Origin of the sequence: Streptomyces sp. NBC_00322 (genome assembly GCF_036147535.1) — a bacterium.
GTDB lineage: Bacteria > Actinomycetota > Actinomycetes > Streptomycetales > Streptomycetaceae > Streptomyces.
In genome coordinates, this window is record NZ_CP108019.1 from 7,887,414 (window position 1) to 7,910,881 (window position 23,468).

The window sequence follows — 23,468 nt, forward strand, 5'->3', positions numbered from 1 at the left end:
TTAACGACAACTATCGTGCTAGGGCTCAGGAGGATGGAGTCCACGCGGAGCGTAGGCGACTGACGACAACGCAGTGAGCGTGCGTGCCAGGCGTCGCCAGGCAGACGGGACTTTGAAGACACGACCTAGATGCCCTGCCAATCGGGCTTGGCGGCATAGGTGGCGCGGAAGTAGTCGGCGAGCTTGAGGCTGGAGGCCGCCGCCTCGTCCACGACGACCGTGGCGTGCGGGTGGAGCTGCAGCGCCGATGCGGGCACCAGCGCGGAGAGCGGGCCTTCGACGGCGAGCGCCACGGCGTCGGCCTTCGACTCGCCGGTGGCCAGCAGGACCAGATGGCGGGCTTCCAGGATGGTGCCGATGCCCTGGGTGATCACATGGTGGGGGACCTCGTCGAGGCCGTTGAAGAACCGGGCGTTGTCCTGCCGGGTCTGCTGGGTCAGCGTCTTGATCCGGGTGCGGGAGGCGAGGGACGAGCAGGGCTCGTTGAAGCCGATGTGTCCGTCGGTGCCGATGCCCAGCAGCTGGAGGTCGACGCCGCCGGACTCGGCGAGGGCACGGTCATAGGCGAGGCATGCTGCCGCGACATCCTCGGCGGTGCCGTCGGGTCCCATGAAGGAGGCTTCGGTCAGGCCGAGGGGTTCGACCACCTCGCGCAGGACGACCGAACGGTAGGACTCGGGGTGTCCGGACGGCAGTCCGACGTACTCGTCGAGCTGGCAGATCCTGGCCCGGGAGGCGTCCACCTCCAAGGCGCGCACCTTGGCCGCGAGGGCTTCGTAAATGGGCAGTGGAGTCGATCCCGTGGCGACGCCCAGAAGAGCGTCGGGCTTGCTTCGCAGCAGGTCGGCCATGGCTTCGGCAATGAGCTCGCCGCCGACGGCGGAGTCCGGAACGATGACAACTTCCACGAAGATCCCTGTCTCTGAAGGCGCAAGTGGTGTAGACCAATCTACCTGGTGGGAGGGGCTTCTGTCGCCCGTGGCAGACGTACCCCGGGTGAAACCTGACGGAAATCCCCGGTGCGACGGCGCCTCTACGCTCGGATCAGGACGCCATGGGAGGTGAGCGGGTGGTCACCGGCCTCGGACCGCACACATCGGACCGGAGCAGGCTGCGCTCCGTCAGCGAGGGCGACGTACAGCTGCGCCACCATGTGGTGCACGGCTACCGCCGCGCGTACCGGATCGCCGGAGAGGGGCCGGCGCTCCTCCTCATCCACGGCATAGGGGACTCCTCGGCCACCTGGGTGGACCTCATTCCGGGACTGGCACGCAGATACACCGTCATCGCACCTGATCTCCTCGGCCACGGGGCCTCGGACAAGCCGCGCGCCGACTACTCGGTGGCGGCCTATGCGAACGGCATCCGCGATCTGCTCGGCGTGCTGGGCATCGACTCGGCCACACTCGTCGGTCACTCGTTCGGCGGCGGCGTCGCCATGCAGTTCGCCTACCAGTTTCCCGAGCGCACCGAGCGGCTGGTCCTGGTCAGCGCGGGCGGGGTGGGCCGCCAGGTCAACCCCGTGCTGCGGGCCGTCTCCCTGCCGGGGGCCGACCTGCTGCTCTCGACGCTCTCGCTGCCGGGGATGCGCACGGTCACCAACCTCTTCAACGAGCTGATCAGGCGGCTGGACACCGACCTCGGACAGGACGCCCCCGAACTGCTCAACCTCGTGGACGCGCTGCCGGACGCCACCTCGCGCAGTGCGTTCATCCGCACGCTGCGGGCGGTGGTCGACTGGCGGGGCCAGGTCGTGACCATGCTCGACCGCTGCTATCTCACCGAGGGGATGCCGACCATGCTGCTGTGGGGATCGCGCGACAGCGTGGTGCCGGTGGAGCATGCGTACGGTGCGCACGCGGCGATGCCCGGAAGCCGGCTGGAGATCTTCGAGGGCGCAGGCCACTTTCCCTTTCACGTCGACCCGGCGCGCTTTCTGGCACTGGTCGAGGACTTCGTCGAGACGACCGGGCCGGCCGACTGGAGTACGGAGCGCTGGCGCGAACTGCTGCGGGCGGGGCGTGGGGGCGAGAGCGAGAGCGACCTGCGGATGGCGAGCGAGCGCAGCGCGACGTAGAGGCGCGGTTCAGAACGATTCAGAACAGGGGCAGCTGGCCCGGGAAGTCCGGCACGACGGCGCCGTCGAGATCCGGCTGCAGCGCCGGATCGAGCGGCGCCTGACGCCGGGATCCGGGACAGGAGACGAGCTCGGCCGCAGTCCGCGCGCCCGCAGGGTCATGGCGGGCGAACCGCCCGGCGACGACGGCGATTTCACGGCGGCACACGGGGCAGCGACGACGGGGAGCGGACATGGCTCCAGTCTGCCAGCCCGGACTGACAGGACAGCGGCGCGGCGGGCGCACGCCGGGTGGGCACCGACGACGTGTCCCTCGCCGTCGTCGGTCGGCTATGGCGGAGCTTCGGCAGGACCTCAGCGCACCTCGGTCAGCCGGGCGGACGCCACGACGTTCCCGTCGTAACCGGTCTTCTTCGTGTATCCGCCGCCGCAGGTGATGACCCGCAGCTCCGGCCGAGGCGTGTCCCGGTAGATCCGCTCCGCGGGGAAGCTCTTCTTGGCGAACACCTGGACGGCGTAGACGGCGAACACCGCCGTACGCCCGTCGCCACGCAGGATCTCGATGCGGCTGCCCCGCTGGAGCGAGCCGAGCGAGTAGAAGACGGCCGGGCCCGCCGCGTTGTCGACATGGCCGACGACGACGGACGTGCCCCGTTCGCCAGGGCTGACCGCGCCCCGGTACCAGCCGGCGAGATTGCTGTTCTGCAGCGGCGGCGCGTCGACCCAGCCGTCGGCGTCGAGGCCGACCTCGGTCAGCGGGGCGTCGACCCGGAGCGACGGGACGGCGATCCGGCGCGGTGGGGAATGGGGGAGCGGGCCGGGCGCCGCCGGCAGAGGGTCGGCCACGCTCTTGTGCGCCGCGGCGGCGGCGGCGGGCTGGGGTGGGCCGCCGGTCGCCGCGCCTGCTCCGTTGCGTACGAGAAAGAGCCCGAGCAGCAGGACACAGGCGAGCGTGAACCAGGTGCCGCGTCTGCTGGACGTGGGCATGGGCCTTCCCTTGGGTCAGCTGCAGTTCTGGGTGGGGCGGCGCAGCATCAGGACACCGCCACCGGCGAGCGCGCCCGCGATGAGCGCGGAGCCGACGCCGATCTGTGTGGGGCTCAGATCGGCGAAGCTGCCGCCGGTGCCGCCCTTCACGCCTCCGCCGGGCTTGACGGGCCTGAAGGACTTGGCAGGCTTGGCGGGTTCGACGGGCTCCATGGGCTTGGCGGGCTCAGCCTTGCCGGTCGTTTCGGCCGTATCGGTCGCTCCGGTCGTATCCGTCGGTTCCGCGAACTCCGTCGGCCCGGTGTGCAGGTCCGAGCCGTCGGCGGCGGTGAGGGGAGCGGTGCCCGTCCCGCCCAGGCATTCCGAGGTGAGGTCGTACTCGGCCTCGCACTCGGTGGCGTTGAGCGTCTCGGTGTCGCCCGGCGCGGCGGTCGTGGGCGGGAGGGTGGAGCCGAATGAGGTGATGCTGCTCCCGTCGTCGGCGAGGGCGGCCGGGGCGCCGAGAGCCAGCGCGGCGGTGCCGATCAGGGCGAGGGAGGCGACACGTATCGCACGCATGGTCAGTTCTCCATGTTCCCGAGGAGCTATGGCGGAAGATTCGGTGAAATGGGATAAATGCCCCTCGTTGAGACTGACGCTAGGAGGGCCGACGGGGGTGGCGCATGTGGCGCGGGGCGTATGTGAGCGGCGTGTCACCCCCGTCGGGCGCCGCGGCCGTAACGGTCGTGCCAGGTCACCCGGCATGCCCGGGCGCCCCGGCCGAACCGACTCCTGCGCCGCGACGGCGGGGGCCACCGGGGTGACGGCGTCACCCGTTCGGAAGGTGTTCCTCGGTGAGGTGCACGTCCCGGGCCGGGAAGGGATCGTGCCACGGTCCCGTCTTCGCCGCGCCGACGATTGCCCGAGGGCTCGCAACGGGCGACGGCGCCCGCCTGCGACCACAGACCGGCGACCTGCTCGCGCCCGGCCGCGTGAAGAACCCTTGGAGCGCAGGACCTCGCCGTAGGCGCCGCTGTCCATCCCCTCGGTGACGAACTCCCGGCCTGCCGCCCCGCGCCGCCCCGGGCTCACACCTTCCGGTAGTCGTACGCCTCCGAGGCCGCGGCCTCGACCGCGTCGAGATCCCCGCCCGCCGACGCGGTCACCACCGCGGCCACCGCGCCCTCCACGAAGGGTGCGTCCACCAGCCGTGTCCCGTCCGGGAGTTCGTCGCCCTCGGCCAGCAGCGCCTTCACCGTCAGTACGGCACTGCCCAGATCCACGAGTACGGCCACCCCCGTGCCCCCGTCCACCGAGGCCGCGGCCGCCGAGATCAGCTCCGAGCTGGTGCCGAGGCCGCCGTCGGGCGTACCGCCCGCCGGGGCGACGGGGGCGGTCGGGCCGCCGCCCGCGAGTCCCTTGGCCAGTTCGGCGACGGCCGCCGCCACCTCCTTGCTGTGCGAGACCAGGACGATCCCTACCGGCTTGCCCTCGCTCATCCCGCTACCTCCGCGGCCTCCGCAAGTGCCGCGATCAGCAGCGCCGATGAGGTCGCGCCCGGGTCCTGGTGCCCGATGCTGCGCTCGCCCAGATAGCTGGCCCTGCCCTTGCGCGCCTGCAGCGGTACGGTCGCGAGCGCGCCCGCCTCGGCCGCCTCGCGTGCGGCCGCCAACGAATCGATGCTGTCGCCGAGTGCCCCCACCGCCGGCTCCAGCGCGTCCAGCATCGTCTTGTCCCCGGCCTTGGCCCCGCCGAGCTGTGCGACCGCCGCCACTCCCGTGCGCAGGGCATCGGCAAGCTGCCCGGGCGTCACCTCGGCGTCGTCGCCGAGCGCCTTGCCCGTACGCCGCAGCAGCGTCCCGTACAGCGGACCCGACGCCCCGCCCACCGTCGAGATCAACTGCCGCCCCGCCAGGGTCAGTACGGCCCCGGGCGTCTGCGGTTCCTCCTTCTCCAGGACCGCGATCACCGCCGTGAACCCGCGCTGCATGTTGGTGCCGTGGTCGGCGTCGCCGATCGCCGAATCCAGCTCGGTCAGCCGGTCCGCCTCACGGTCCACACGGGCCGCGGCTGCCGTCAGCCAGCGGCGGAAGAAGTCGGCGTCGAGCACATGAACTCCCTGGGGTGAGTCGTTCGGGGACAGCTGCTTCAGCGGCCCCAGCGCAGGGCGGCCGTCTCCACCGGCGCGTCCCACAACCGCAGCAGCTCTTCGTCGACCTGGCAGAGCGTCACTGAACAGCCGGCCATGTCGAGCGACGTCACATAGTTCCCGACGAGGGTACGGACGACGGGCACCCGGCGCTCGCTCAGCACCCGCTGCACCTCGGCGTTGAAGCCGTACAGCTCCAGTAGCGGGGTGGCGCCCATGCCGTTGACGAGCACGATCACCGGAGAAGTCGGCGGCAGATCCTCCAGCACCGCGTTCACGGCGAAGTCCGCGATCTCGCGCGAGGTCATCATCGGGCGCCGTTCGCGGCCCGGCTCGCCGTGGATGCCGATGCCCAACTCCAGCTCGCCCGGCGGGAGATCGAAGGTCGGGCTGCCCTTCGCGGGCGTCGTGCCGGCGCTGAGCGCGACGCCGAAACTGCGGGAATTCTCGTTGACCTGCCGCGCGATCGACTCGACCCGCTCCAGCGGCGCGCCCTCCTCGGCGGCCGCACCGGCGATCTTCTCGACGAACAGGGTGGCGCCGGTGCCGCGCCGGCCCGCCGTGTAGAGGCTGTCGGTCACCGCCACATCGTCGTTCACCAGCACCTTGGCGAGGCGTACACCCTCGTCCTCGGCGAGCTCGGCGGCCATGTCGAAGTTGAGGACGTCGCCCGTGTAGTTCTTGACGATGAACAGCACCCCCTCGCCGCTGTCGACGGCGGCGGCCGCCCGCACCATCTGATCGGGCACCGGACTTGTGAAGACCTCTCCCGGGCATGCGGCGGCGAGCATTCCGGGCCCGACGAAGCCGCCGTGCAGCGGCTCGTGCCCCGAACCACCCCCGGAGACCAGCCCGACCTTCCCGGCGACGGGAGCGTCACGCCGCACGATCACCCGGTTCTCCACATCGACGGACAACTCGGGGTGTGCCGCCGCCATACCGCGGAGGGCGTCGGCGACGACGGTCTCTGGCACATTGATGAGCATCCTCACGGGTACCTCCTGGTGAGTGGAGCGGGCTGCCTGCCGACCCAGCCCAGTATCGACGGAAGGCGGCTGTGAGGCACGGACTGCGGCACGGGTTGCCTCGGTCCCAGCCCGGCGCCCGAGCCCTCGCCCGGCTGAGCTCCCCCTCGGGCTCCGCGGCGAGTTGGCAGCCGTGGCCCCTACACAATGACGACAGGCATCACGTCTCAGCCCCTTCCGAGCTGTCCACCCGGACGGGCCCCGGCCTGTCCCTGTGTTCCACGGCCGTCCTGACCGACCGCAGCGCGGCCCGCAGGACGATGCCGACGCCAGGTGAGACGAGCGTCCAGTAGCGGCCGAAGCGGGCCGTGGACTCCGGGTCGGTGCAGGCGGTGCGCGCCTCGTAGACCAGCAGGGAGCGCCGCGTGCCGTACGGATGAACGGTGAAAGCGGCGGCCATCTTCGCCCAGCCGGGCTCGTCGAAGGCGGTGAACGCCTCCGGCTCGATCCGGCGCCATTCGATGGCAGGCTTCCATACCTTGCCGACCGCTCCGAAGACGAGTTCCCGTCGTGGGGTCTCGCCGAGCGCCACCCAAGGCTGATTCTGGTCATGCTTGTCGGTGGCGTCGAAGAGATCGGCCACCCGCATTGTCGGCGGCGTTGGCAGGGGGCGGCTGCGAAGCCGGTCCGGTACCCCGCGCGCCCACATGACCATGTCGAACAGCGGTGAGTGAATGGTGAGCAGGTCCAGCTCGCGCGTGGCCTCGTACACCGCGGAGGGCGGGGCTGCGATCATCACGCATTCCAGGCGGGTGAACCGGAAGTCCGGCAGCGCCCCGTCGAGCAGCAGGGGTGCGCTGGCCGTATCCGTCGTCGGGTCGGCGCTCATCAGAACCTCCCAGGTCCGATACGTGCCCGATGCCTCCAGTGTGAGGTGGCACCCTGCACGGCGCAGGGGCCCAATGGTCCCGGTCTCAGGCGGAAACCGGGCCTGACCAAGCGCCTGCGCGCCCGGCCTCGCTCCGGACGCGCAGGTGTGTGCGGCTCCTGGCGGATATGCGCTCAGGCATGCCGCACCGGGATGGTCCGGGTGCCCGCCTTCGTGTCCGGCACCGGGACCCTGATGGACAGCAAGCGTGCCGCGCTCGGCACGCAGCGTCGGGACGCCTTCCGTCTTCCAGTGTCACGCCGGACAGGTGGCCCTGGCGAGCGCCGAGGACGCGCATCTGCTGGATGCGGCCGCGCGGCCGTCCACGCGCACGCCCTGCCCTGGGGTGACTCCGGCGGTGGACGCCGGGCCGTCGTGCGACGCTGTGATCAGTTTCGCGCCGAAGCCGTGGCGGGAGCGGTTCCCCCCGCAGGACAGTGAGCGGCGGCGTAGGGCCGAACGTCCCGGACGTGGGCTGGCCGAAGAGTCCCTCCTCGCCGCCCGGCGCACGGTGGAACGGTGGCAAAGGCAACGCCTTCGATCAGCCGGAAGAAAGGTGGTGGGGACGATGGAGCTGCCCCTCGTCGTGGGTGTGGACGGTTCGGAATCCAGCCTGAAGGCCGTGGACTGGGCGGTGGAGGACGCTGCACGGCACGGTCTTGCGCTGAGGCTCGTGTACGCGTCCCTCTGGGAGCGTTACGAAGGGCAGACGCCCGCGTACAGCCTCGGCCGCCCCACCGACGAGGTGCTCGCGGACAGCATCGTCGCCACCGCCGCGGAGCGCGCCCACCGGCGCGACCCGGACGTGAAGGTGACCACCGCGGTGCTGCCCGAGGAGGCGGCGACCGCGCTGCTGACGGAGGGGCACAACGCCTTCGCGGTCGTCACCGGATCACGGGGCCGCGGGGAACTCGCCGGTCTGCTGCTCGGCTCGGTGAGTCTGGCGGTGGCGGCAGGTGCAAGCTGCCCGGTGATCGTCGTACGGGGCGAAGCAGCGGCCCAGTCGGCCGGTCATGGGCGGATCCTGCTGGGCATCGGCGAGGCCGCCCGCGGATCCGGCGCGGTGGACTTCGCCTTCCGCGAGGCGGCGGCGCGTGGCTGCACGCTCGATGCCGTGCGAGCCTGGCGCTGCCCCGCACACGAGACGACCGACCATTCGCTGCTCATCGGCGACGCGGCCGCGTACCACGAGATGCGGGCTGCCACTGTGGTCGACGAGGCGCTGGGCGGTGCTGTGGACGATCACCCGGATGTCCTCGTGCGCCGGACCACGCTGGAGGGGCAGGCCCGTAAGGTGCTGCTCGACCGTTCGGCCGCCGCGGACCTGCTGATCGTCGGAGCCCGGCGCAGGCAGGGATATTTCGGCCTCCAGCTCGGCCGGCTGGCCCACGCCGCACTCCACCACGCCGCATGCCCCGTGGCCGTCGTACCGCAGCGCGTGTGAGCGCGTGATCGCCGCGCTGCGGGCAGTGGCAGCGGTGGTGGCCGCGCACGCTCAGCGCAGGGGCGCCGGGTCGGTACCGCCCATGTCCAGCCTGAAGGGTGGGTAGGCGTCGGTCATCAGGAGCGCATACGCGGCGACCCGCAGAACCCACCGGTTGAGACCCATGACGAAGTCGAAAATGTCCCTCGGGTACTTCTCGGTGAAGGCGAGAATGACACCGGCGATGACGGCCAGCAGGGCGATGAGCCCCCCGTCCCACCAGCCGGCGTGGAAGCCGCCCGCGAAGAAGCCGATCACGATGTACTGCGGAATGGCGAGCAGCCACCATTTCACCAGGACGAGGCCCCGAGACAGCCGCTCCGGATAGGCGATGTCCAGTCGGGCCGGATAGCCGGGCTCCTCGCCGAGGCTGAACGGCGGGTAGCGGTCGGTGGCCAGCGCTCCGTATCCGTAGTACGAGACCCGCCAGGTCCAGCGCAGCACTCCGAGGGTGAAGTCGAACAGCGGCCGGGGATAACGCTCCGTGATCAGAATGGCGAAGAAAGCGACCACGCTGACCAGGAAGACGGCTATCCAGAGGAAGAACAGCACGATGTAGTGCGGGATCAGCATCAGCCACTTCACCAGCCAGATCCAGCGTGACAGCGGTGCCTCGAGCACCGCATCCACTCTCACCGGGTCGTACGCCGCCGGAGTCGTCGTCATGGCTGTCAGCTCCTTCCTACACGGGCCCTCGCAGATCAAGGGCTGATTCCAGCTTGCGCGCGCCGGGCGCCCCGGTCATGCGGAAGCCGGCCGCGGGTGGTGCCCGGCGGCCCCCGGAAGAGGCTCCACGTCCTTGTGTTCCGGACTGCCGAGGACGACTTTCAGCGCGCCCGTGTCGGCCGCCTTGGAGAAGACGTCGTACGCCTCCTCGATCTGTGCGAGCTCGAAGCGATGGGTCGCGAGAGCGGACGTCGGCAGCCGGCCGGCCGCCAGCATGCCCAGCAGCACCGGTGTGGAGTACGTGTCCACGAGACCGGTCCTGATGGTCACGTTCTTGATCCAGAGCTCTTCCAGGTGAAGCGTCGCGGGCTTACCGTGCACGCCCACATTCGCCACGCGGCCTCCCGGCCGGACCACGCGGGTGCAGAGTTCGAAGGTCTCGGGGACACCGACGGCCTCGACGGCCACATCCGCCCCGAGCCCCTCGGTCAGGTCCGAGACCAGCGACTGTGGTCCTTCCGCCGCGTTGACGACGGCGTCCGCGCCGAGTTCACGAGCGGCGTCCAGCCGGGACTCGGCCAGATCCACGGCGATGATCCTGCCGGGGGAGAACAGCCGCGCCGTCGCGATGGTGGCGAGTCCGATCGGTCCGGCCCCGACGACCACGACGGTGTCGCCCGGCAGCACACCTCCGTTGAGCACCCCCACCTCGTACGCGGTGGGGAAGATGTCGGACAGCAGTACGGCGTCGCTGCTGTGCACCGCCGCGGGCAGCGGGTGGACGGAGAAGTCGGCGAAGGGAACACGTACGTACTCGGCCTGCGTGCCGTCGATCAGGTGGCCGAGCACCCATCCGCCGTTGCCGCGGCACTGCCCGTACATCTGCTCGCGGCAGTAACGGCAGCGGCCGCAGGGGGAGATGCAGGAGACGAGCACCCGGTCCCCGGGGCGGATGGTGCGGACGTCACTGCCCGCCTCGACGACCTCGCCGACGGCTTCGTGTCCGAGGACCGTGCCGGGGGTCACCTCGGGTACGTCGCCCTTGAGGATGTGCAGATCCGTTCCGCAGATCGTCGTGGTGTCGACCCGGACGACGATGTCCGTCGGCTCCTGGATACCCGGATCCGCCACCTTGTCCCATGAGGCCTGGCCCGGGCCATGGAAAACGAGTGCTTTCATGGTGTTCCTCTCCTCATGTGCTGCGCCTGATCCCTTCCCGACCAGCGTGTTCCGCGTGGTGCGGGGCGCACAGGGGCCGTCCGGCCCAAGCGCGGGGCCTCCGGGCCCCTGCCGGGTTGCCTCGCCGTCCGCGCAAGCTGGGTGCAAGGTTGAAGACGACCACCTCGGCCCCTGACGCGGCCCCGAGGGACGGAGACGGCAATGACCACGATGTCCACGCTGCTGAGCGTCCTGCCACCGGAAGGCCGGGACAGGCTGATGGAACTTGCCGAGGAGAAGGCGTTCCCGGCCAATGCACGCATCTTCGAGGAAGGCGGCCGCGCCGACCACTTCTGGATCATCCGCACCGGGGCCGTCGATCTCGACCTGCATGTGCCGGGTCGGCGGGCTGCCGTCGTCGAGCAGCTCGGCCCGGGAGATCTGCTGGGCTGGTCCTGGCTGTTCCCGCCGCGCAACTGGCATCTGGGCGCCCGGGCGGCCACTCCGGTCCGGGCCATGGAATTCGACGCCGTGAGGGTACGAACCCTGTGCGACGAGGATCCGGAGTTCGACCGGGTCCTCACGCACCGCGTCGCCGAGGTGATCGCGCACCGGTTGCAGTCTGCCCGCGGTCGGCTGCTCGACCTGTACGGGCCCTCGGGCGGCGGGGATGGGCGGCAGGAGTACTGAGAGCCGACGAGGAGGCGTCGTCAGGACCCGGCCGGCGGCCCCGCCGTCCCGTCGGCCGCCCGTCACGGAGCACGTCGCTCACGCTGTGCGGGCCGGTTTCGTCAGGGGGCCCCTTCGAGGTTGAGTTCCTTGGCGATGTCGCGGGCCCAGGACCTGATCTGCTCCTCGTCGCGGAAGTCCCCGCCGCGGCCCTGCCGGAGCAGCATTCTCGCGATCCTTCCCGTCGCGCCTTCGTCGAGCCGGCCGCCGAAGGTGACGTGTCCGCGGGCGCCGAGCCGCTCGGCGACGCGAACGGCACCGCGCACCGCGGGGATGTCGCGTTCGTGCGCGGACGCGTCCAGTGGGCCGCTGCTGAACAGCCACACCGGGCGTCCGGTGAGCGCGCGTTGATGGCGCCGGGCGAAGCCGCGCGCCGGCCTGAGCCAGCGGCCCGCGTACAGGGCGCTGCCGAGCACCACGGCGTCGTAATCGCCGACGTCGAGCACTTCGCCGGCGGGACGGGCCACGGCCGGCACGCCCTGTTCGTCGAGGGTTTCGGCGATCGTGCGGGCGATCGCGGCGGTCGACTGGTTCTTCGTGGCGTACGCGACCAGCACGTTCGCGGTCATGGCTGATTCTCCTCTCGGATCGCGGGCTCAGAACGTGCGCAGCCGCTCTGCGCACGGCCGTCTCGGCCGACCGATGGCTGAGCCGGGGGCTGCCTCAGCTCCAGCCTCCGCGGAGGGATGCCCGAGCCCCATGGGCTGCTCGGTCACACGAGGGGGCCAAAGGTCCCCGACAAGGGCCGAACCGCCCCTCCACCGGGGCGGGCCCCCGGTGCGACCGTACGGACAGGGACTTCACTCGAAGTCGCGCGAAAGGGGATGGACATCATGGAACAGCCCTTGGTGGCCGGGACGCCTCAGCCCATGAGCCCCGCCGCATGATCGGGCACGTAGGTCTGCAGATCCCGCGGCGGCCGCTCATAACCCGAGGAAGGCGGCCGCGGCGGGAGTGTCAGCGCCGGTGGCGGCACATCGCGGTAGGGCACGGTGGACAGCAGGTGGGCGATCATGTTGAGCCGTGCCCGGCGCTTGTCGTCGCTCTCGACGACGAACCACGGCGCCTCCGTGATGTCGGTGTGGACGAGCATTTCGTCCTTCGCCCGGGAGTACGCCTCCCAATGGGTGATCGACTGCAGGTCCATGGCCGAGAGTTTCCAGCGCCGAGTGGGGTCCTCGAGCCGCCGGCGGAACCGCTGCTCCTGTTCGGCGTCGCTCACCGAGAACCAGTATTTGCGCAGCAGGATCCCGTCCTCCACCAGCATCCGCTCGAAGATCGGGCACTGGTGGAGGAAGCGCTGGTGCTCTTCCTTGGTACAGAAGCCCATGACGTGCTCGACACCGGCCCGGTTGTACCAGCTCCGGTCGAAGAGGACCATTTCCCCGGCGGCGGGAAGATGTGCGGCGTAGCGCTGGAAGTACCACTGGCTGCGCTCGCGCTCGCTGGGCTTGGGGAGCGCGACGATGCGCGCCATGCGCGGATTGAGATGTTCCGCGACCCGCTTGATGGTGCCGCCCTTGCCGGCCGCGTCGCGCCCTTCGAAGACGACAACGAGGCGGGCGCCCTCGGCCCGCACCCACTCCTGGAGTTTCACCAGTTCCGTCTGCAACCGGTACAGCTCGCGTTCGTACAGCTCACGCGGCACTCTCGCCGGCCGCGCCGACCCCTTCTTGACTGCCATGCAACGACCTTATGGAGGAATTGATGACGCGCAAGGTCAAGGTCAAGGACCGCACGGAGCTGGGCGCCGAGGAGCTGAAAGCGCTCGACGCGCACTGGCGGGCCGCCAACTACCTCGCGGTCGGACAGATCTATCTGATGGGCAACCCCCTGCTGACCGAGGAGCTTCGGCCCGCGCACATCAAGCCGCGGCTGCTGGGCCATTGGGGTACCTCACCCGGTCTCAATCTCGTCCACACGCATCTCAACCGGGTCATCAAGGCCCGTGATCTGTCCGCCCTGTGCATCTGGGGTCCGGGCCACGGGGGACCCGCCGTCCTCGCGAACGCCTGGCTGGAAGGCAGCTACAGCGCCGTCTATCCGGACGTCAGCCGGGACGCGGCAGGTATGGAACGGCTCTTCCGGCAGTTCTCGTTCCCCGGTGGTGTGCCCAGCCACGTCGCACCCGAGACGCCCGGCTCCATCCACGAGGGCGGGGAGCTCGGCTACTCTCTCGCCCACGCCTACGGCGCGGCGCTCGACAATCCGGAGCTCCTGGTCGCCTGTGTGATCGGCGACGGCGAGGCCGAGACCGGACCGCTGGCCGCCTCCTGGCACTCCAACAAATTCCTCGACCCGGCGGGCGACGGCGCGGTGCTGCCGATCCTCCACCTCAACGGCTACAAGATCGCCAACCCGACGGTCCTGTCCCGGCTGCCCGAGGCAGAACTCGACGATCTGCTGCGTGGATACGGCCATCAGCCGCTCCACGTCACCGGCGACGAACCGGAGCAGGTGCACCGGGCGATGGCCGCGGCGATGGACGAGGCGCTGGACCGCATCGAAGGGATCCAGCAGCAAGCGCGCAGCGGGGGAGAGCGGCAACGGCCGCGCTGGCCGATGATCGTGCTCCGTACGCCGAAGGGCTGGACCGGGCCCCACGAGGTCGACGGGGTCCCCGTCGAAGGAACCTGGCGCTCCCACCAAGTCCCCCTCTCCGGCGTACGGGACAACCCTCAGCACCTCGCCCAGCTGCAGGCTTGGCTGCGCTCGTACCGTCCCGAAGAGCTCTTCGACGCCTCGGGCAGGCCGAGCCCGCAGGTGCTGGCCTGCGTCCCCGGGGGCGAGCGGCGACTCGGCTCCACGCCGCACGCCAATGGCGGCGTTCTCGTCCGGGATCTGCCCGTAGCCCCGCTGGAACACTTCGCCGTCCCCGTCGACAAGCCGGGTGCGACCGTGCACGAACCCACCCGCGTACTGGGCGGCCTTCTCGCACAGATCATGGCCGACACGGCCGAACGCCGGGACTTCCGTGTCGTCGGACCGGACGAGACCGCGTCCAACCGCCTCGACGCACTCTTCGACGTCACCGGCAAGGCGTGGCAGGCACAGACCAGGGCCACCGACGAACACCTCACCCACGACGGCCGGGTCATGGAGGTGCTCTCCGAGCATCTGTGCCAGGGCTGGCTGGAGGGCTATCTGCTCACCGGCCGGCACGGACTGTTCTCCTGCTACGAGGCGTTCGTCCACATCGTCGACTCGATGGTCAACCAGCACATCAAGTGGCTCAGGACCGCCCGGTCGCTGCCGTGGCGTGCGCCTGTCGCCTCCCTCAACTACCTGCTCACCTCGCACGTCTGGCGGCAGGACCACAACGGCTTCTCGCACCAGGATCCCGGCTTCGTCGACCATGTCCTCAACAAGAGCCCCGAGGTCGTACGGGTCTACCTGCCGCCGGACGCCAACACCCTGCTGTCCGTCGCCGACCATGTCCTGCACAGCCGCGACTACGTCAACGTCATCGTCGCGGGCAAACAGCCCTGCTTCGACTGGCTGTCGATGGACCAGGCCCGCGCCCACTGCGCACGCGGAGCCGGGATCTGGGACTGGGCGGGTACGAACCACGAACGTGAACCGGACGTCGTCCTCGGCTGCGCAGGCGACGTGCCCACCCTGGAGGTGCTGGCCGCCACGCAGCTGCTGCGCCGGCACTTGCCCGACCTCGCGGTGCGCGTCGTCAACGTTGTCGACATGACGAGGCTGATGCCCCAGGAGGAACACCCGCACGGGATGGCGGACTTCGAGTACGACGGGCTGTTCACCCGGGACAAGCCGGTGATCTTCGCGTATCACGGCTACCCCTGGCTGATCCACCGCCTGGCCTACCGCCGGGCGGGCCACCCCAACCTCCACGTCCGCGGCTACAAGGAGATGGGCACGACGACGACGCCCTTCGACATGGTCGTACGCAACGACCTGGACCGGTACCGGCTCGTCATGGATGTCATCGACCGGGTCCCCGGGCTCGGTGTACGGGCCGTGGCAGTACGCCAGGAGATGGCGGACACGCGCACCCGCCACCACGCCTGGATCCGCGAGCACGGCACCGACCTCCCGGAGGTCGCCGACTGGACCTGGACCGGCTGATCGCGACAGCGCATGGGCGCGGGCGGACGCCGGGCTCCCGCTCGAATCGGCCTGAGAGCCCGGCGTTTCGAGGCTCAGGGAAGCGGCTGGTCCGGGTCGAAGGTCAGCCGTGCCCGTACGGAATCGGGCCCGCGGACCCGTGAGGAGTAGGCGACCAGTCCGCAGCTGCCCGCGGGGCGGCAGTCGACAGTGTGGCCCCGGTGCCCGCCCTGCCAGAGCGCGATTCGGTCACGTCACGACTGGGGCGGCTCGTCGTACCAGCGCTGCTCGTAGGAATGGGACCTGACGCGGCGCGCGATGCGGCGCTCTCTGCTGAAGGCCATGACGGTGCCGAAGGCGAGCGCGGCAGCGCCCGCGATCATGAAGCCGGAGCCGAGGACATCGACGTCGACCCAGCCGAGGTGCCAGGTGACGATGAACCTGAGTATTGCTCCGAGGGCGATGAGGGCGAGTCCGCCGGCTGCGGTCATGAGCGGCCTCCTGGGGATGCGCGCCTGTCCGGTGCTCCCGGTGCCTCGTCCGGGACTCTCACGCCTCAGCCTGCGGGCTCGCACGGTAAATGTCCTGGCGGGGGCGTTCGCGATTGGGCCGATCGAGTGTCCGGCGCGCGGCGTGGACGGTCCTTTCGTACCGTGAACTCAGCCTTCCGATACGTGAACCGGGCGGTGTGATGACCCCTCACCCGGGCTTTCGATGCGTCGTCCGAGACCGGTAGGAGGCCGGATGGCCGAGCGAGCGGACCATGGTGGCGAACCCCGCGGCGCCCGGACGCGGCCATGGGGGCGGAGGCGGCCCCCCGGGCTCTTCCACCGGCCCCGGCGTGCGATGCGCGCGGAGCTGAGCCAGCTGATCTGCGCCGTCGTGGGCTTTGGCCTCGGTCTGGCGGTCCCGGAGGTGACGGCGGGGCCGCAGGTCGACGCCGGCCGTGTGGTGAACCTGCTCTTCACCGTCGGGTTCGGCGTCGTCAGCCTGGTGAGCATCATCTACTCGGTGCTGTTCCTGGTCGTGCAGTTCAACGCCACCACGTTCAGCCCCCGTCTCGGCCTGTTCCGGGACGATCCCATCGTGTGGCGGACCTTCGCCTTCGCCATCGGGGTCTTCGTCTTCTCGATGACCGCGGGGCTGGCGATCGGGACAGAGCAGAGGGTGTCGGCCTTTCTGCCGTGGGTGGCTGTGCTGCTCGCGCTGGTGGCACTGCTCCTGATGCGCAACCTTCAGACCAGGGCGTTCCAGTCCCTCCAGCTGGCACCCACGCTGGCGGCCATCACGTCACGGGCGCACCACGTATTCGATGTGCTGTACACGAAGCCGTACGGGGACGCCGCGCCCGCTGCCGGTGCACCGCCCGGCCCGGGAAAGGCCGTCACCGTACGGTGGACCGGGCGCGCGGCGGTCCTCCAACAGATCGATGTGCCCGCGCTGGTCGCCGTGGCGAAGCAGTACGGCTGCGTGATCACCCTGCGTCAGTCGGTGGGCGCCATGATGGCGCGCGGGATGGCGCTCGCCGAGGTGCGGGGCGGGGAGCTGCCCGAGGAGGTGCTGCGCGGGGCGCTGCTGACCGGCGAGGAGCGCAGCTTCGCCCAGGACCCCGAATTCCCCTTCCGGCTGCTGGCCGACATCGCGCTCAAGGCGCTCTCGCCCGCGGTCAACGATCCCGCCACCTCCGTACAGGTGCTGGACCACATCGAGGACCTGCTGATCCGCCTCGCGGACCGCGACCTGGACATCGGCCGGGTCGCCGACGCCGGCGGAACCGTCAGGGTGATCGTCCCGGTGCCCGCATGGGAGCGGTATGTGACCATCTCGGTCGACGACATCACCGTTGCCGCCGTCAATTCACCCATGGTGCTGCTCAGGATCCGCACGATGCTGCGGCGGCTGCTGGAGGCGTGCCCGGCCGAGCGGCGTCCCCTGGTGAGCGACCGGCTGCGCTGGGTGGAGGACGCCGGGGCCGAGGACTACCCGCTGCACTGGGAGCCGTACGCCGAGAAAACGCCATAGTGCGGGGCAAATTTCGCAAAGCTATGCTGGCCACGATCCTGGCCGCCAGACCGGAACTTCCGGTCCCTCCTTCGGAGCGAGCGCATGGCAGGACGGCACTGGCCCGCGATTGGTCCGGGCGAGAGGCTGGCCCTGAACCGCATGGGCAGCTTCGACTGGGATCTGCGGAACGGGACCCTCGAACTCGACGAGGCCGCGCAGGCCGTCTTCGACCTGGGCCCGGGGGAGTACGACGGCAGGCCCGAGTCCCTGGAGCCCCGGGTGCCTCCCGAGGAGCAACTGCGCCTCGATGCGGCGTTCGAGCAGGCCATCGAGCGCGGACGATCCTCGTACGGTGCGTACTTCCAGGTCAGACGCCGCAACGGGATCCGGCAGTGGTCCCATGCGCGGGGGCGCATCCTGCGCGATGCGCACGGCGAGGCCTACCGGGTCGTCGGAATCGTGCGCAACGCGACCACCGAGCTCACCGAATTCACGGTGATCAGCCCGCTGGAGGCGGACCGGCAGCGGATGACCGCCATGGTCCAGGGCACCACGGAAGTGCTGTCGAGAGCGGTGACCGTGGACGATGTCACCGCCGCCCTGACGGGCAGCGGCGGCCTGGAGCGCTTCGGCGCCGACGGGCTGGCCCTGGGACTGGTCGAGGGCTCCACGCTCAAGATCATCGCCATGTCCGGGATGGGGACGGAAGTCCTGGCCGATCTCACCCTCAATCGTCTGGACGGATCGCTGCCGCTCGCCGAGGCCGTTCTCACCCAGCAGCCACGGTTCGTGACCTCGCTGGTCGAGCTCGTCGACAAGTTTCCGAAGCTCGAGCCGCACATCCGCGGGCTCGGAGTCGACGCGGCCGCCTTCCTCCCGCTGGTCGCCCAGGCCCGTCCCATCGGCGGGCTGGCGCTCTTCTACCGGGGCCGGACCAGGTTCTCCTCCGAGGACCGCACCCTGTGCCTGGGTCTTGCGGGAATCGTCGCCCAGTCACTGCAACGAGCCGTTCTCTTCGACAAGGAGCGGGAGTTCGCGACCGGTCTGCAGGCTTCCATGCTGCCGCGCCACATCCCTCAGTTCTCCGGCGCCGAGATCGCCGTGCGCTACCACGCGGCGTGGAGCGGCCGGGAGGTGGGCGGTGACTGGTACGACGTCATCGCGCTGCCCCGGGGGCGGGTCGGGATCGTCGTCGGCGACGTCCAGGGGCATGACACTCACGCGGCCGCCATCATGGGCCAACTGCGCATCGCACTGCGGGCGTTCGCGGGGGAGGGGCACGACCCCTCGACCGTGCTGGCACGGTCGTCGCGCTTTCTCGCGGAACTCGACACCGAGCGCTTCGCCACCTGTACGTACGCCCAGGTCGACCTGGTCTCGGGAGGCGTACGGGCCGTCCGCGCGGGGCACTTGGGGCCGATGATCCGGCACACCGACGGACGGGTCGGCCGGCCGAACCTGCGCGGCGGACTTCCGCTCGGTCTGGCCACGGCCTTCAGGGAGGAGGAGTACCCCGAGTCCCGGCTGGACCTGGTACCCGGCGAGACCCTCGTCCTGTGCACCGACGGCCTGGTGGAGGAACCCGGCCTCGACATCGCGGCCGGGATGGACGCGCTCGCCGACGCCGTACGTACGGGTCCCCAGGAGGCGGGAGCCCTCGCCGACCATCTGTCGGACCGGCTGTGGCAGCGCTGGGGAAGCGGCGACGATGTCGCGCTGCTCGTGCTGCGCCGAGCACCCGACCCCGGCACCCACCGGGCGCCACGCATCCACCTGTACATCCACCAGGCCGACCCCGAGGGTCTTGCCGAGGCACGCACCGCGCTGCGTCATGCCCTGGAGGACTGGGGGCTGGCCGGCCTCGCGGACGATGTGGAACTGGCCGCCGGGGAGCTGCTGGTGAACGTACTCCTGCACACGGAGGGCGGCGCCGTCCTCACGCTCGAAGTCCTGCCCGAACCGGTACGGCGCGTGCGGCTGTGGGTCAAGGACCGCTCCAGCGTCTGGCCGCGCCGTAGGACGCCGGGTGAAGCGGCGACCTCGGGAAGGGGACTGATGATGATCGACGCGGTTGCCTCACGCTGGGGCGTGGAGCCCAGGGGCGAAGGCAAAGCGGTCTGGTGCGAGTTCGAACCGGTCGGCCAGGACAGCTGACCGCTGCCTCGGCCATCGCCTCGGCCATCGGGGGGAATCGCTCCCCTCATCCCGCGCCCCGGACCGGTTCGCAGCCCTGGCCCGGCGGTCCCGTGTGAATACTCGTACCGCTCATCCGTACGGCAGACGGAAGGAAAGCGATCATGCTCACGAACAGCAAGGCGTTCAGCGGTTTCGCCGTCAACGATCTTCAGAAGGCAAAGGAGTTCTACGGCCAGACGCTCGGCCTTCGGGTCACCGAGGAGACCGGCCCCCCTGGCGGCATGCTGACGCTGCATCTCGGGAGCGGCGCGGAGATCTTCGTCTACCCCAAACCGAACCACGTCGCGGCGAACTTCACCGTGCTCAATTTCCCGGTCCCCGACATCGACGAAGCCGTCGACGAACTGGCCCGGCGCGGTGTGACCTTCGAGCGGTACGCCGGCTTCGACCAGGACGGGAAGGGCGTCATGCGCGCGGAGGGCCCGCCGATCGCCTGGTTCACGGACCCGTCGGGGAACACCCTGTCCGTGCTCCAGATGAACTGAGACGTCCGCTGCGCGGCACCCGGCACCTCACTCGGTGGTTCCGCACCGGAGCCGGTCTCCGGTGACCGGCGCTCCCTCCACGCTGCTCCGGTCGTAGACGACCTTGACGACCGAGGCGGCATCCGATCCGACGGCGACGTCGAAGACCGGGCCGTGCCCGGCGACCGGGTGCAGCTCGGCGCCGGGGATCGCGGCCTTGACGGTCACCGCGTACCGCTCCCAGTACGGGTCGTAGGTGATGACGGTCGGACCCTCGGGGCGCGGCGCCTCGGCCTGCCCCGAGCCGTCCTCGATCACGAAGCCGTTGTCCTGCAGCGCACCGGCGACCTCAGCGTCCGTCACCCGCACACGAATCCAGGCCGGCGGAATCTCCACGGGAACGTCATTGCTCGGGCGGATCCCGGCGTCGTCGATGATCGACCGGTCTTCGCGCAGCGCTTCCCACAGCGCCGTGGAGCGCTCCGTGTCCCACAGCAGTGAGGAGCCCCACTCCGGCACGCGGTAATCGAATTCCGAGATCGGGACGGTCACGAACTCCGTCTGATCCGCCTTCAGCTTGCCCAGCAGTGAGCCCAGATGCGCGAGATCGGCGAGGCTCGTGTCCTCATCGGCGCGTACGAACTGGTGCAGCGCCAGCGCCGTCTGTGCCGCGGCGGTCGGGTTGGCGAACGCCCCTTCCTCCCTCAGCCGGGAGAGCATGTCGATGAGCAGGCGCTGTTGGCGCCGGACCCGGCCGAGATCGCCGGGCGGGGAGAGATGGCGGGCGCGGACGTAGCGAAGGGCGCGGCGCCCGTCCAGCACGCGTGTTCCCGCCGGCAGGTTCAGCCCCGAGCCGAGGTCGACCAGGGGCTTGTCCGTACACACCTTCGCGCCGCCGAAACGGTCGACGGTGTTCACGAAACCGGTGAAGTCCGTCTCGAGATAGTGGTCGATCTTCAGGCCGGTCGCCTTCTCCACGGTCCGAACCGCCAGATCTCCGCCGCCGTGCGCAAAGGCGCCGTTGATTTTTCCGGAGTGCCGCGGATGCGCGTGATCAGCGAACTCCACATAGGAGTCACGGGGAATGGAGACTGCCGTCATCCGGCGACCGTCCTCGGCGATGTGCACCAGCATCATCACGTCCGTGCAGTCGCATCCCTTGCCGCCGACGTGCAGGCGTTTGATCTCCTCGGCGGACATCCCGGTGCGCCGGTCGATTCCGACGAGAAGGACATTGGTGCCCTTGGATTCGTCCGCGCGGGAGGACGTGGATGCCAGTTGATCGGCTGTCCACAGGGAGCCGCCCGAGGCCAGCGTGGCGACCAGAACAGCGGAGAGGGTGAAGCTGCGCACAGAGATCTCCTCCGACATCGAATCCCATCGGATCTCAACCGATAATCGACAAAAGCACGGGAGGGATCCGCACGATCGGCCGACGCGCGCGCCATTCGAGGGAAAAGGGGTCGCCCGCCGACGGCGGGCGACCCCTTCGGTCCGGAGTCCGGGGGTCAGACGGTCATGATCGCCGGGTCACTCACGCCCGGCCGGCCGTTCTCGACATGCCCGGCGAACCGGCGCAGGAAGGTCGCGTTCCTGTCGGACACCACGCTCAGGTCGTACCAGCGCTTGCTGGCGCACAGATCCACCGTGTGCACGACGCGTGCGCCCGGGCGCACGGTGAACGTCTGCTTCGCCCCGCCGTACGCCTGCGTCACCGTGAGACGGCAGGTGGCGCTGCCCGCGTTCGTCATCGTCAGCTCGACGCTGCCGCTGGAGGCGATGTGGCGGGCCGTCACCTCGGGTCCCGCGGTCTTGCCGGGTCCCTTGAAGCCGCGGAGGAATCCGTTCGGTCCGTACACCGTCAGGTCGTACACGTCGTTGGAATAGGCCGTGTTCCACGTGTCGGAGAGCTGCTTCCCCGCGGCGGCGGTGTAGGTCCACGGTCCGTCCGTACGGTTCCCGGACGCCACCAGGAACTGGGCACCCGCCGAGGCGCCACCGCTGAAGGTGAGCGTGAAGCGGCCGGTCGACGGCGTCGACGCCCCGTTCACCACCGGCGCGTACGGCAGCGGACGCGCGGGCCTCGAACCCGCCTCCTGCTTGGGCAGCGCGGGCTTGGCAGGAGGCTTCGGGACATAGCTCGGGTGCCGCGAGTTGTCCGGCGGCTGATACCCGTCGGTGTCGGGGAGAGCGGCCGGCTCGGTGTTCTTGAGGCCGAAGTCGAAGGCCGAGGTCAGGTCGCCGCAGATGGCGCGCCGCCACGGTGAGATGTTCGGCTCGCTCACGCCGAAGCGGCTCTCCATGAACCGGACGATCGAGGTGTGGTCGAAGACCTCGGAGCAGACGAATCCGCCGGTGCTCCAGGGGGAGACGACGAGCATGGGCACGCGCTGGCCGAGGCCGTACGGGCCCGCGGCGTAGGAGGCGTTGCCGCCGAAGTTGTCGAGCGCGGTGTCCACGGTCGACAGGCCCTGCGCGGCCGAGGCGGGCGCGTAGGGCGGGGGCACGTGGTCGAAGTAACCGTCGTTCTCGTCGTACGTGATGAACAGCGCGGTCCTGCTCCACACCTCGGGGTTGGAGGTGAGCGCGTCCAAGACCTGCGCGATGTACCAGGCGCCGTAGTTCGCGGGCCAGTTGGGGTGTTCGGTGAAGGCCTCAGGGGCGGCGATGTAGGAGACCTGGGGGAGTTTCCCGGCCTGCACATCGGCCTTGAGTACGTCGAAGTAGCCGTCGCCGCCCTTGACGTTGGTGCCGGTGCGGGCCTTGTCGTACAGCGGGTCACCGGGCTTGGCGTTGCGGTACTGGTTGAAGTACAGCAGTGAGTTGTCGCCGTAGTTGCCGCGGTAGGCGTCCTCGATCCAGCCCCAGGAGCCGGCCGCGTCCAGGCCGTCGCCGATGTCCTGGTAGATCTTCCACGAGATACCGGCCTGCTGCAGCCGCTCCGGGTACGTCGTCCAGTCGTATCCGGCCTCCTGGTTGCCGAGGACCGGACCGCCGCCCTTGCCGTCGTTGCCCGTGTGACCCGTCCACATGTAGTAGCGGTTGGGGTCGGTGGCTCCGATGAACGAACAGTGGTACGCGTCGCAGACGGTGAACGCGTCCGCGAGGGCGTAGTGGAACGGAATGTCCTGGCGCGTCAGATACGCCATCGTGCCTGCGGACTTGGCCGGTATCCACTGGTCGTACTTGCCGTTGTTCCAGGCCTTGTGGCCGCCCGCCCAGTCGTGGTCGAGACCCGCGATGAACTGCATGCCGAGATCCTCGGCGTCCGGGTGGTACGGCAGCACCTCCTTGTTGCCGTCCGCCTGGTACCAGACCGACTTGCCGGGGCCCGTGGACACGGGGCGCGGGTCGCCGAAGCCGCGTACGCCCTTCATGGCGCCGAAGTAGTGGTCGAACGAACGGTTCTCCTGCATCAGCACGACGACGTGCTCGACGTCCTGGATGGTGCCGGAGCGGCGTGCCGCGGGAATGGCGGCGGCACGGTCGATGCTGCTGGACAAGGCGGCGAAACCGGCGGTCGCGCCGGCGATCTGCAGGAAGCGCCGCCGATTGAGTTCAGGCATGAGTGTGGCCCTCTTGGGTGGTGTGAGGAAACAGGAGTGAGCGGAG

General features: G+C 70.0%; 22 protein-coding genes and 1 pseudogene. 7 read left to right on the top strand and 16 right to left on the bottom strand.

Annotation, left to right across the window (positions count from 1 at the left end; all coding sequences use genetic code 11):
- Nucleotides 1–125: 125 nt before the first annotated feature.
- A complete protein-coding gene (gene nagB, locus OG905_RS35970; protein WP_328681065.1) occupies nucleotides 126–908 on the bottom strand; it encodes a glucosamine-6-phosphate deaminase in 783 nt (260 codons plus the stop codon).
- Between the two features lie 146 nt (nucleotides 909–1,054).
- On the opposite strand from nagB, the gene OG905_RS35975 reads away from it, so the two are divergent.
- Entirely contained in the window at nucleotides 1,055–2,077 is a 1,023-nt protein-coding gene (locus OG905_RS35975) for an alpha/beta fold hydrolase (RefSeq protein ID WP_328681067.1), read from the top strand.
- 19 nt (nucleotides 2,078–2,096) lie between these two features.
- Here OG905_RS35975 and OG905_RS35980 read toward each other — a convergent pair whose 3' ends face one another.
- The 8 genes and pseudogenes from OG905_RS35980 to OG905_RS36015 all read right to left on the bottom strand — a co-directional run bounded on the left by OG905_RS35980 (nucleotide 2,097) and on the right by OG905_RS36015 (nucleotide 7,046).
- Entirely contained in the window at nucleotides 2,097–2,312 is a 216-nt protein-coding gene (locus OG905_RS35980) for a hypothetical protein (RefSeq protein ID WP_142215680.1), read from the bottom strand.
- Nucleotides 2,313–2,431: 119 nt separating this feature from the next.
- Nucleotides 2,432–3,064: a class F sortase gene (locus tag OG905_RS35985; protein WP_328681071.1), complete on the bottom strand. Its 633-nt coding sequence runs from the start codon at nucleotides 3,062–3,064 to the stop codon at nucleotides 2,432–2,434.
- 15 nt (nucleotides 3,065–3,079) lie between these two features.
- On the bottom strand, nucleotides 3,080–3,622 hold the full coding sequence (locus OG905_RS35990; protein WP_328681073.1) for a hypothetical protein: 543 nt from the start codon (nucleotides 3,620–3,622) through the stop codon (nucleotides 3,080–3,082).
- 335 nt (nucleotides 3,623–3,957) lie between these two features.
- Nucleotides 3,958–4,099 (bottom strand): annotated as a pseudogene (locus tag OG905_RS35995) (GTP-binding protein); the annotation flags it as partial.
- A 32-nt stretch (nucleotides 4,100–4,131) separates the two neighbouring features.
- On the bottom strand, nucleotides 4,132–4,542 hold the full coding sequence (locus tag OG905_RS36000; RefSeq protein ID WP_328681075.1) for a PTS-dependent dihydroxyacetone kinase phosphotransferase subunit DhaM: 411 nt from the start codon (nucleotides 4,540–4,542) through the stop codon (nucleotides 4,132–4,134).
- Nucleotides 4,539–5,153 carry a dihydroxyacetone kinase subunit DhaL gene (gene dhaL / locus OG905_RS36005; protein ID WP_328681076.1) on the bottom strand — a complete coding sequence of 205 codons (615 nt, stop codon included), beginning with the start codon at nucleotides 5,151–5,153 and terminating at the stop codon, nucleotides 4,539–4,541. Before dhaL ends, OG905_RS36000 begins: the two co-directional genes overlap by 4 nt.
- A gap of 38 nt (nucleotides 5,154–5,191) precedes the next feature.
- Entirely contained in the window at nucleotides 5,192–6,184 is a 993-nt protein-coding gene (gene dhaK / locus OG905_RS36010; protein ID WP_328681078.1) for a dihydroxyacetone kinase subunit DhaK, read from the bottom strand.
- Between the two features lie 193 nt (nucleotides 6,185–6,377).
- Entirely contained in the window at nucleotides 6,378–7,046 is a 669-nt protein-coding gene (locus OG905_RS36015) for a hypothetical protein (protein ID WP_328681080.1), read from the bottom strand.
- Nucleotides 7,047–7,653: 607 nt separating this feature from the next.
- Here OG905_RS36015 and OG905_RS36020 point away from each other — a divergent pair.
- Nucleotides 7,654–8,529 carry a universal stress protein gene (locus tag OG905_RS36020; RefSeq protein ID WP_328681083.1) on the top strand — a complete coding sequence of 292 codons (876 nt, stop codon included), beginning with the start codon at nucleotides 7,654–7,656 and terminating at the stop codon, nucleotides 8,527–8,529.
- A gap of 51 nt (nucleotides 8,530–8,580) precedes the next feature.
- On the opposite strand, the gene OG905_RS36025 is transcribed toward OG905_RS36020, so the two are convergent.
- Nucleotides 8,581–9,234, bottom strand: a complete 654-nt coding sequence (locus tag OG905_RS36025; protein ID WP_328681085.1) for a DUF4389 domain-containing protein — start codon at nucleotides 9,232–9,234, stop codon at nucleotides 8,581–8,583.
- Between the two features lie 75 nt (nucleotides 9,235–9,309).
- Nucleotides 9,310–10,413 (bottom strand): zinc-dependent alcohol dehydrogenase family protein, encoded by a 1,104-nt coding sequence (locus OG905_RS36030; protein WP_328681087.1) that lies wholly within the window; start codon nucleotides 10,411–10,413, stop codon nucleotides 9,310–9,312.
- A gap of 210 nt (nucleotides 10,414–10,623) precedes the next feature.
- Here OG905_RS36030 and OG905_RS36035 point away from each other — a divergent pair, with 210 nt between their 5' ends.
- A complete protein-coding gene (locus OG905_RS36035; RefSeq protein ID WP_443044108.1) occupies nucleotides 10,624–11,082 on the top strand; it encodes a cyclic nucleotide-binding domain-containing protein in 459 nt (152 codons plus the stop codon).
- Between the two features lie 101 nt (nucleotides 11,083–11,183).
- Here OG905_RS36035 and OG905_RS36040 read toward each other — a convergent pair whose 3' ends face one another.
- Nucleotides 11,184–11,690, bottom strand: coding sequence for a flavodoxin domain-containing protein (locus OG905_RS36040; RefSeq protein ID WP_328681091.1), 507 nt, complete (start codon nucleotides 11,688–11,690; stop codon nucleotides 11,184–11,186).
- A 293-nt stretch (nucleotides 11,691–11,983) separates the two neighbouring features.
- The gene (ppk2, locus tag OG905_RS36045; RefSeq protein WP_328681094.1) at nucleotides 11,984–12,805 is read right to left on the bottom strand and encodes a polyphosphate kinase 2; all 822 of its coding nucleotides are present in this window, start codon (nucleotides 12,803–12,805) and stop codon (nucleotides 11,984–11,986) included.
- Nucleotides 12,806–12,828: 23 nt separating this feature from the next.
- Here ppk2 and OG905_RS36050 point away from each other — a divergent pair, with 23 nt between their 5' ends.
- Nucleotides 12,829–15,213, top strand: coding sequence for a phosphoketolase family protein (locus tag OG905_RS36050; RefSeq protein WP_328681096.1), 2,385 nt, complete (start codon nucleotides 12,829–12,831; stop codon nucleotides 15,211–15,213).
- 233 nt (nucleotides 15,214–15,446) lie between these two features.
- On the opposite strand, the gene OG905_RS36055 is transcribed toward OG905_RS36050, so the two are convergent.
- Nucleotides 15,447–15,683 carry a hypothetical protein gene (locus tag OG905_RS36055; RefSeq protein WP_328681099.1) on the bottom strand — a complete coding sequence of 79 codons (237 nt, stop codon included), beginning with the start codon at nucleotides 15,681–15,683 and terminating at the stop codon, nucleotides 15,447–15,449.
- Nucleotides 15,684–15,936: 253 nt separating this feature from the next.
- Between OG905_RS36055 and OG905_RS36060 the strand changes: the two genes are divergently transcribed.
- From OG905_RS36060 to OG905_RS36070, 3 genes are all read left to right on the top strand, one after another.
- Nucleotides 15,937–17,214: a DUF2254 family protein gene (locus OG905_RS36060; RefSeq protein WP_328681100.1), complete on the top strand. Its 1,278-nt coding sequence runs from the start codon at nucleotides 15,937–15,939 to the stop codon at nucleotides 17,212–17,214.
- An 84-nt stretch (nucleotides 17,215–17,298) separates the two neighbouring features.
- The gene (locus tag OG905_RS36065; protein ID WP_328681102.1) at nucleotides 17,299–19,350 is read left to right on the top strand and encodes a SpoIIE family protein phosphatase; all 2,052 of its coding nucleotides are present in this window, start codon (nucleotides 17,299–17,301) and stop codon (nucleotides 19,348–19,350) included.
- A 143-nt stretch (nucleotides 19,351–19,493) separates the two neighbouring features.
- Nucleotides 19,494–19,877: a VOC family protein gene (locus OG905_RS36070; RefSeq protein WP_328681104.1), complete on the top strand. Its 384-nt coding sequence runs from the start codon at nucleotides 19,494–19,496 to the stop codon at nucleotides 19,875–19,877.
- Between the two features lie 27 nt (nucleotides 19,878–19,904).
- Here OG905_RS36070 and OG905_RS36075 read toward each other — a convergent pair whose 3' ends face one another.
- Entirely contained in the window at nucleotides 19,905–21,209 is a 1,305-nt protein-coding gene (locus OG905_RS36075; RefSeq protein ID WP_328681106.1) for an LCP family protein, read from the bottom strand.
- 155 nt (nucleotides 21,210–21,364) lie between these two features.
- A complete protein-coding gene (locus OG905_RS36080; protein ID WP_328681108.1) occupies nucleotides 21,365–23,422 on the bottom strand; it encodes a phosphocholine-specific phospholipase C in 2,058 nt (685 codons plus the stop codon).
- Between the last annotated feature and the right edge of the window lie 46 nt (nucleotides 23,423–23,468).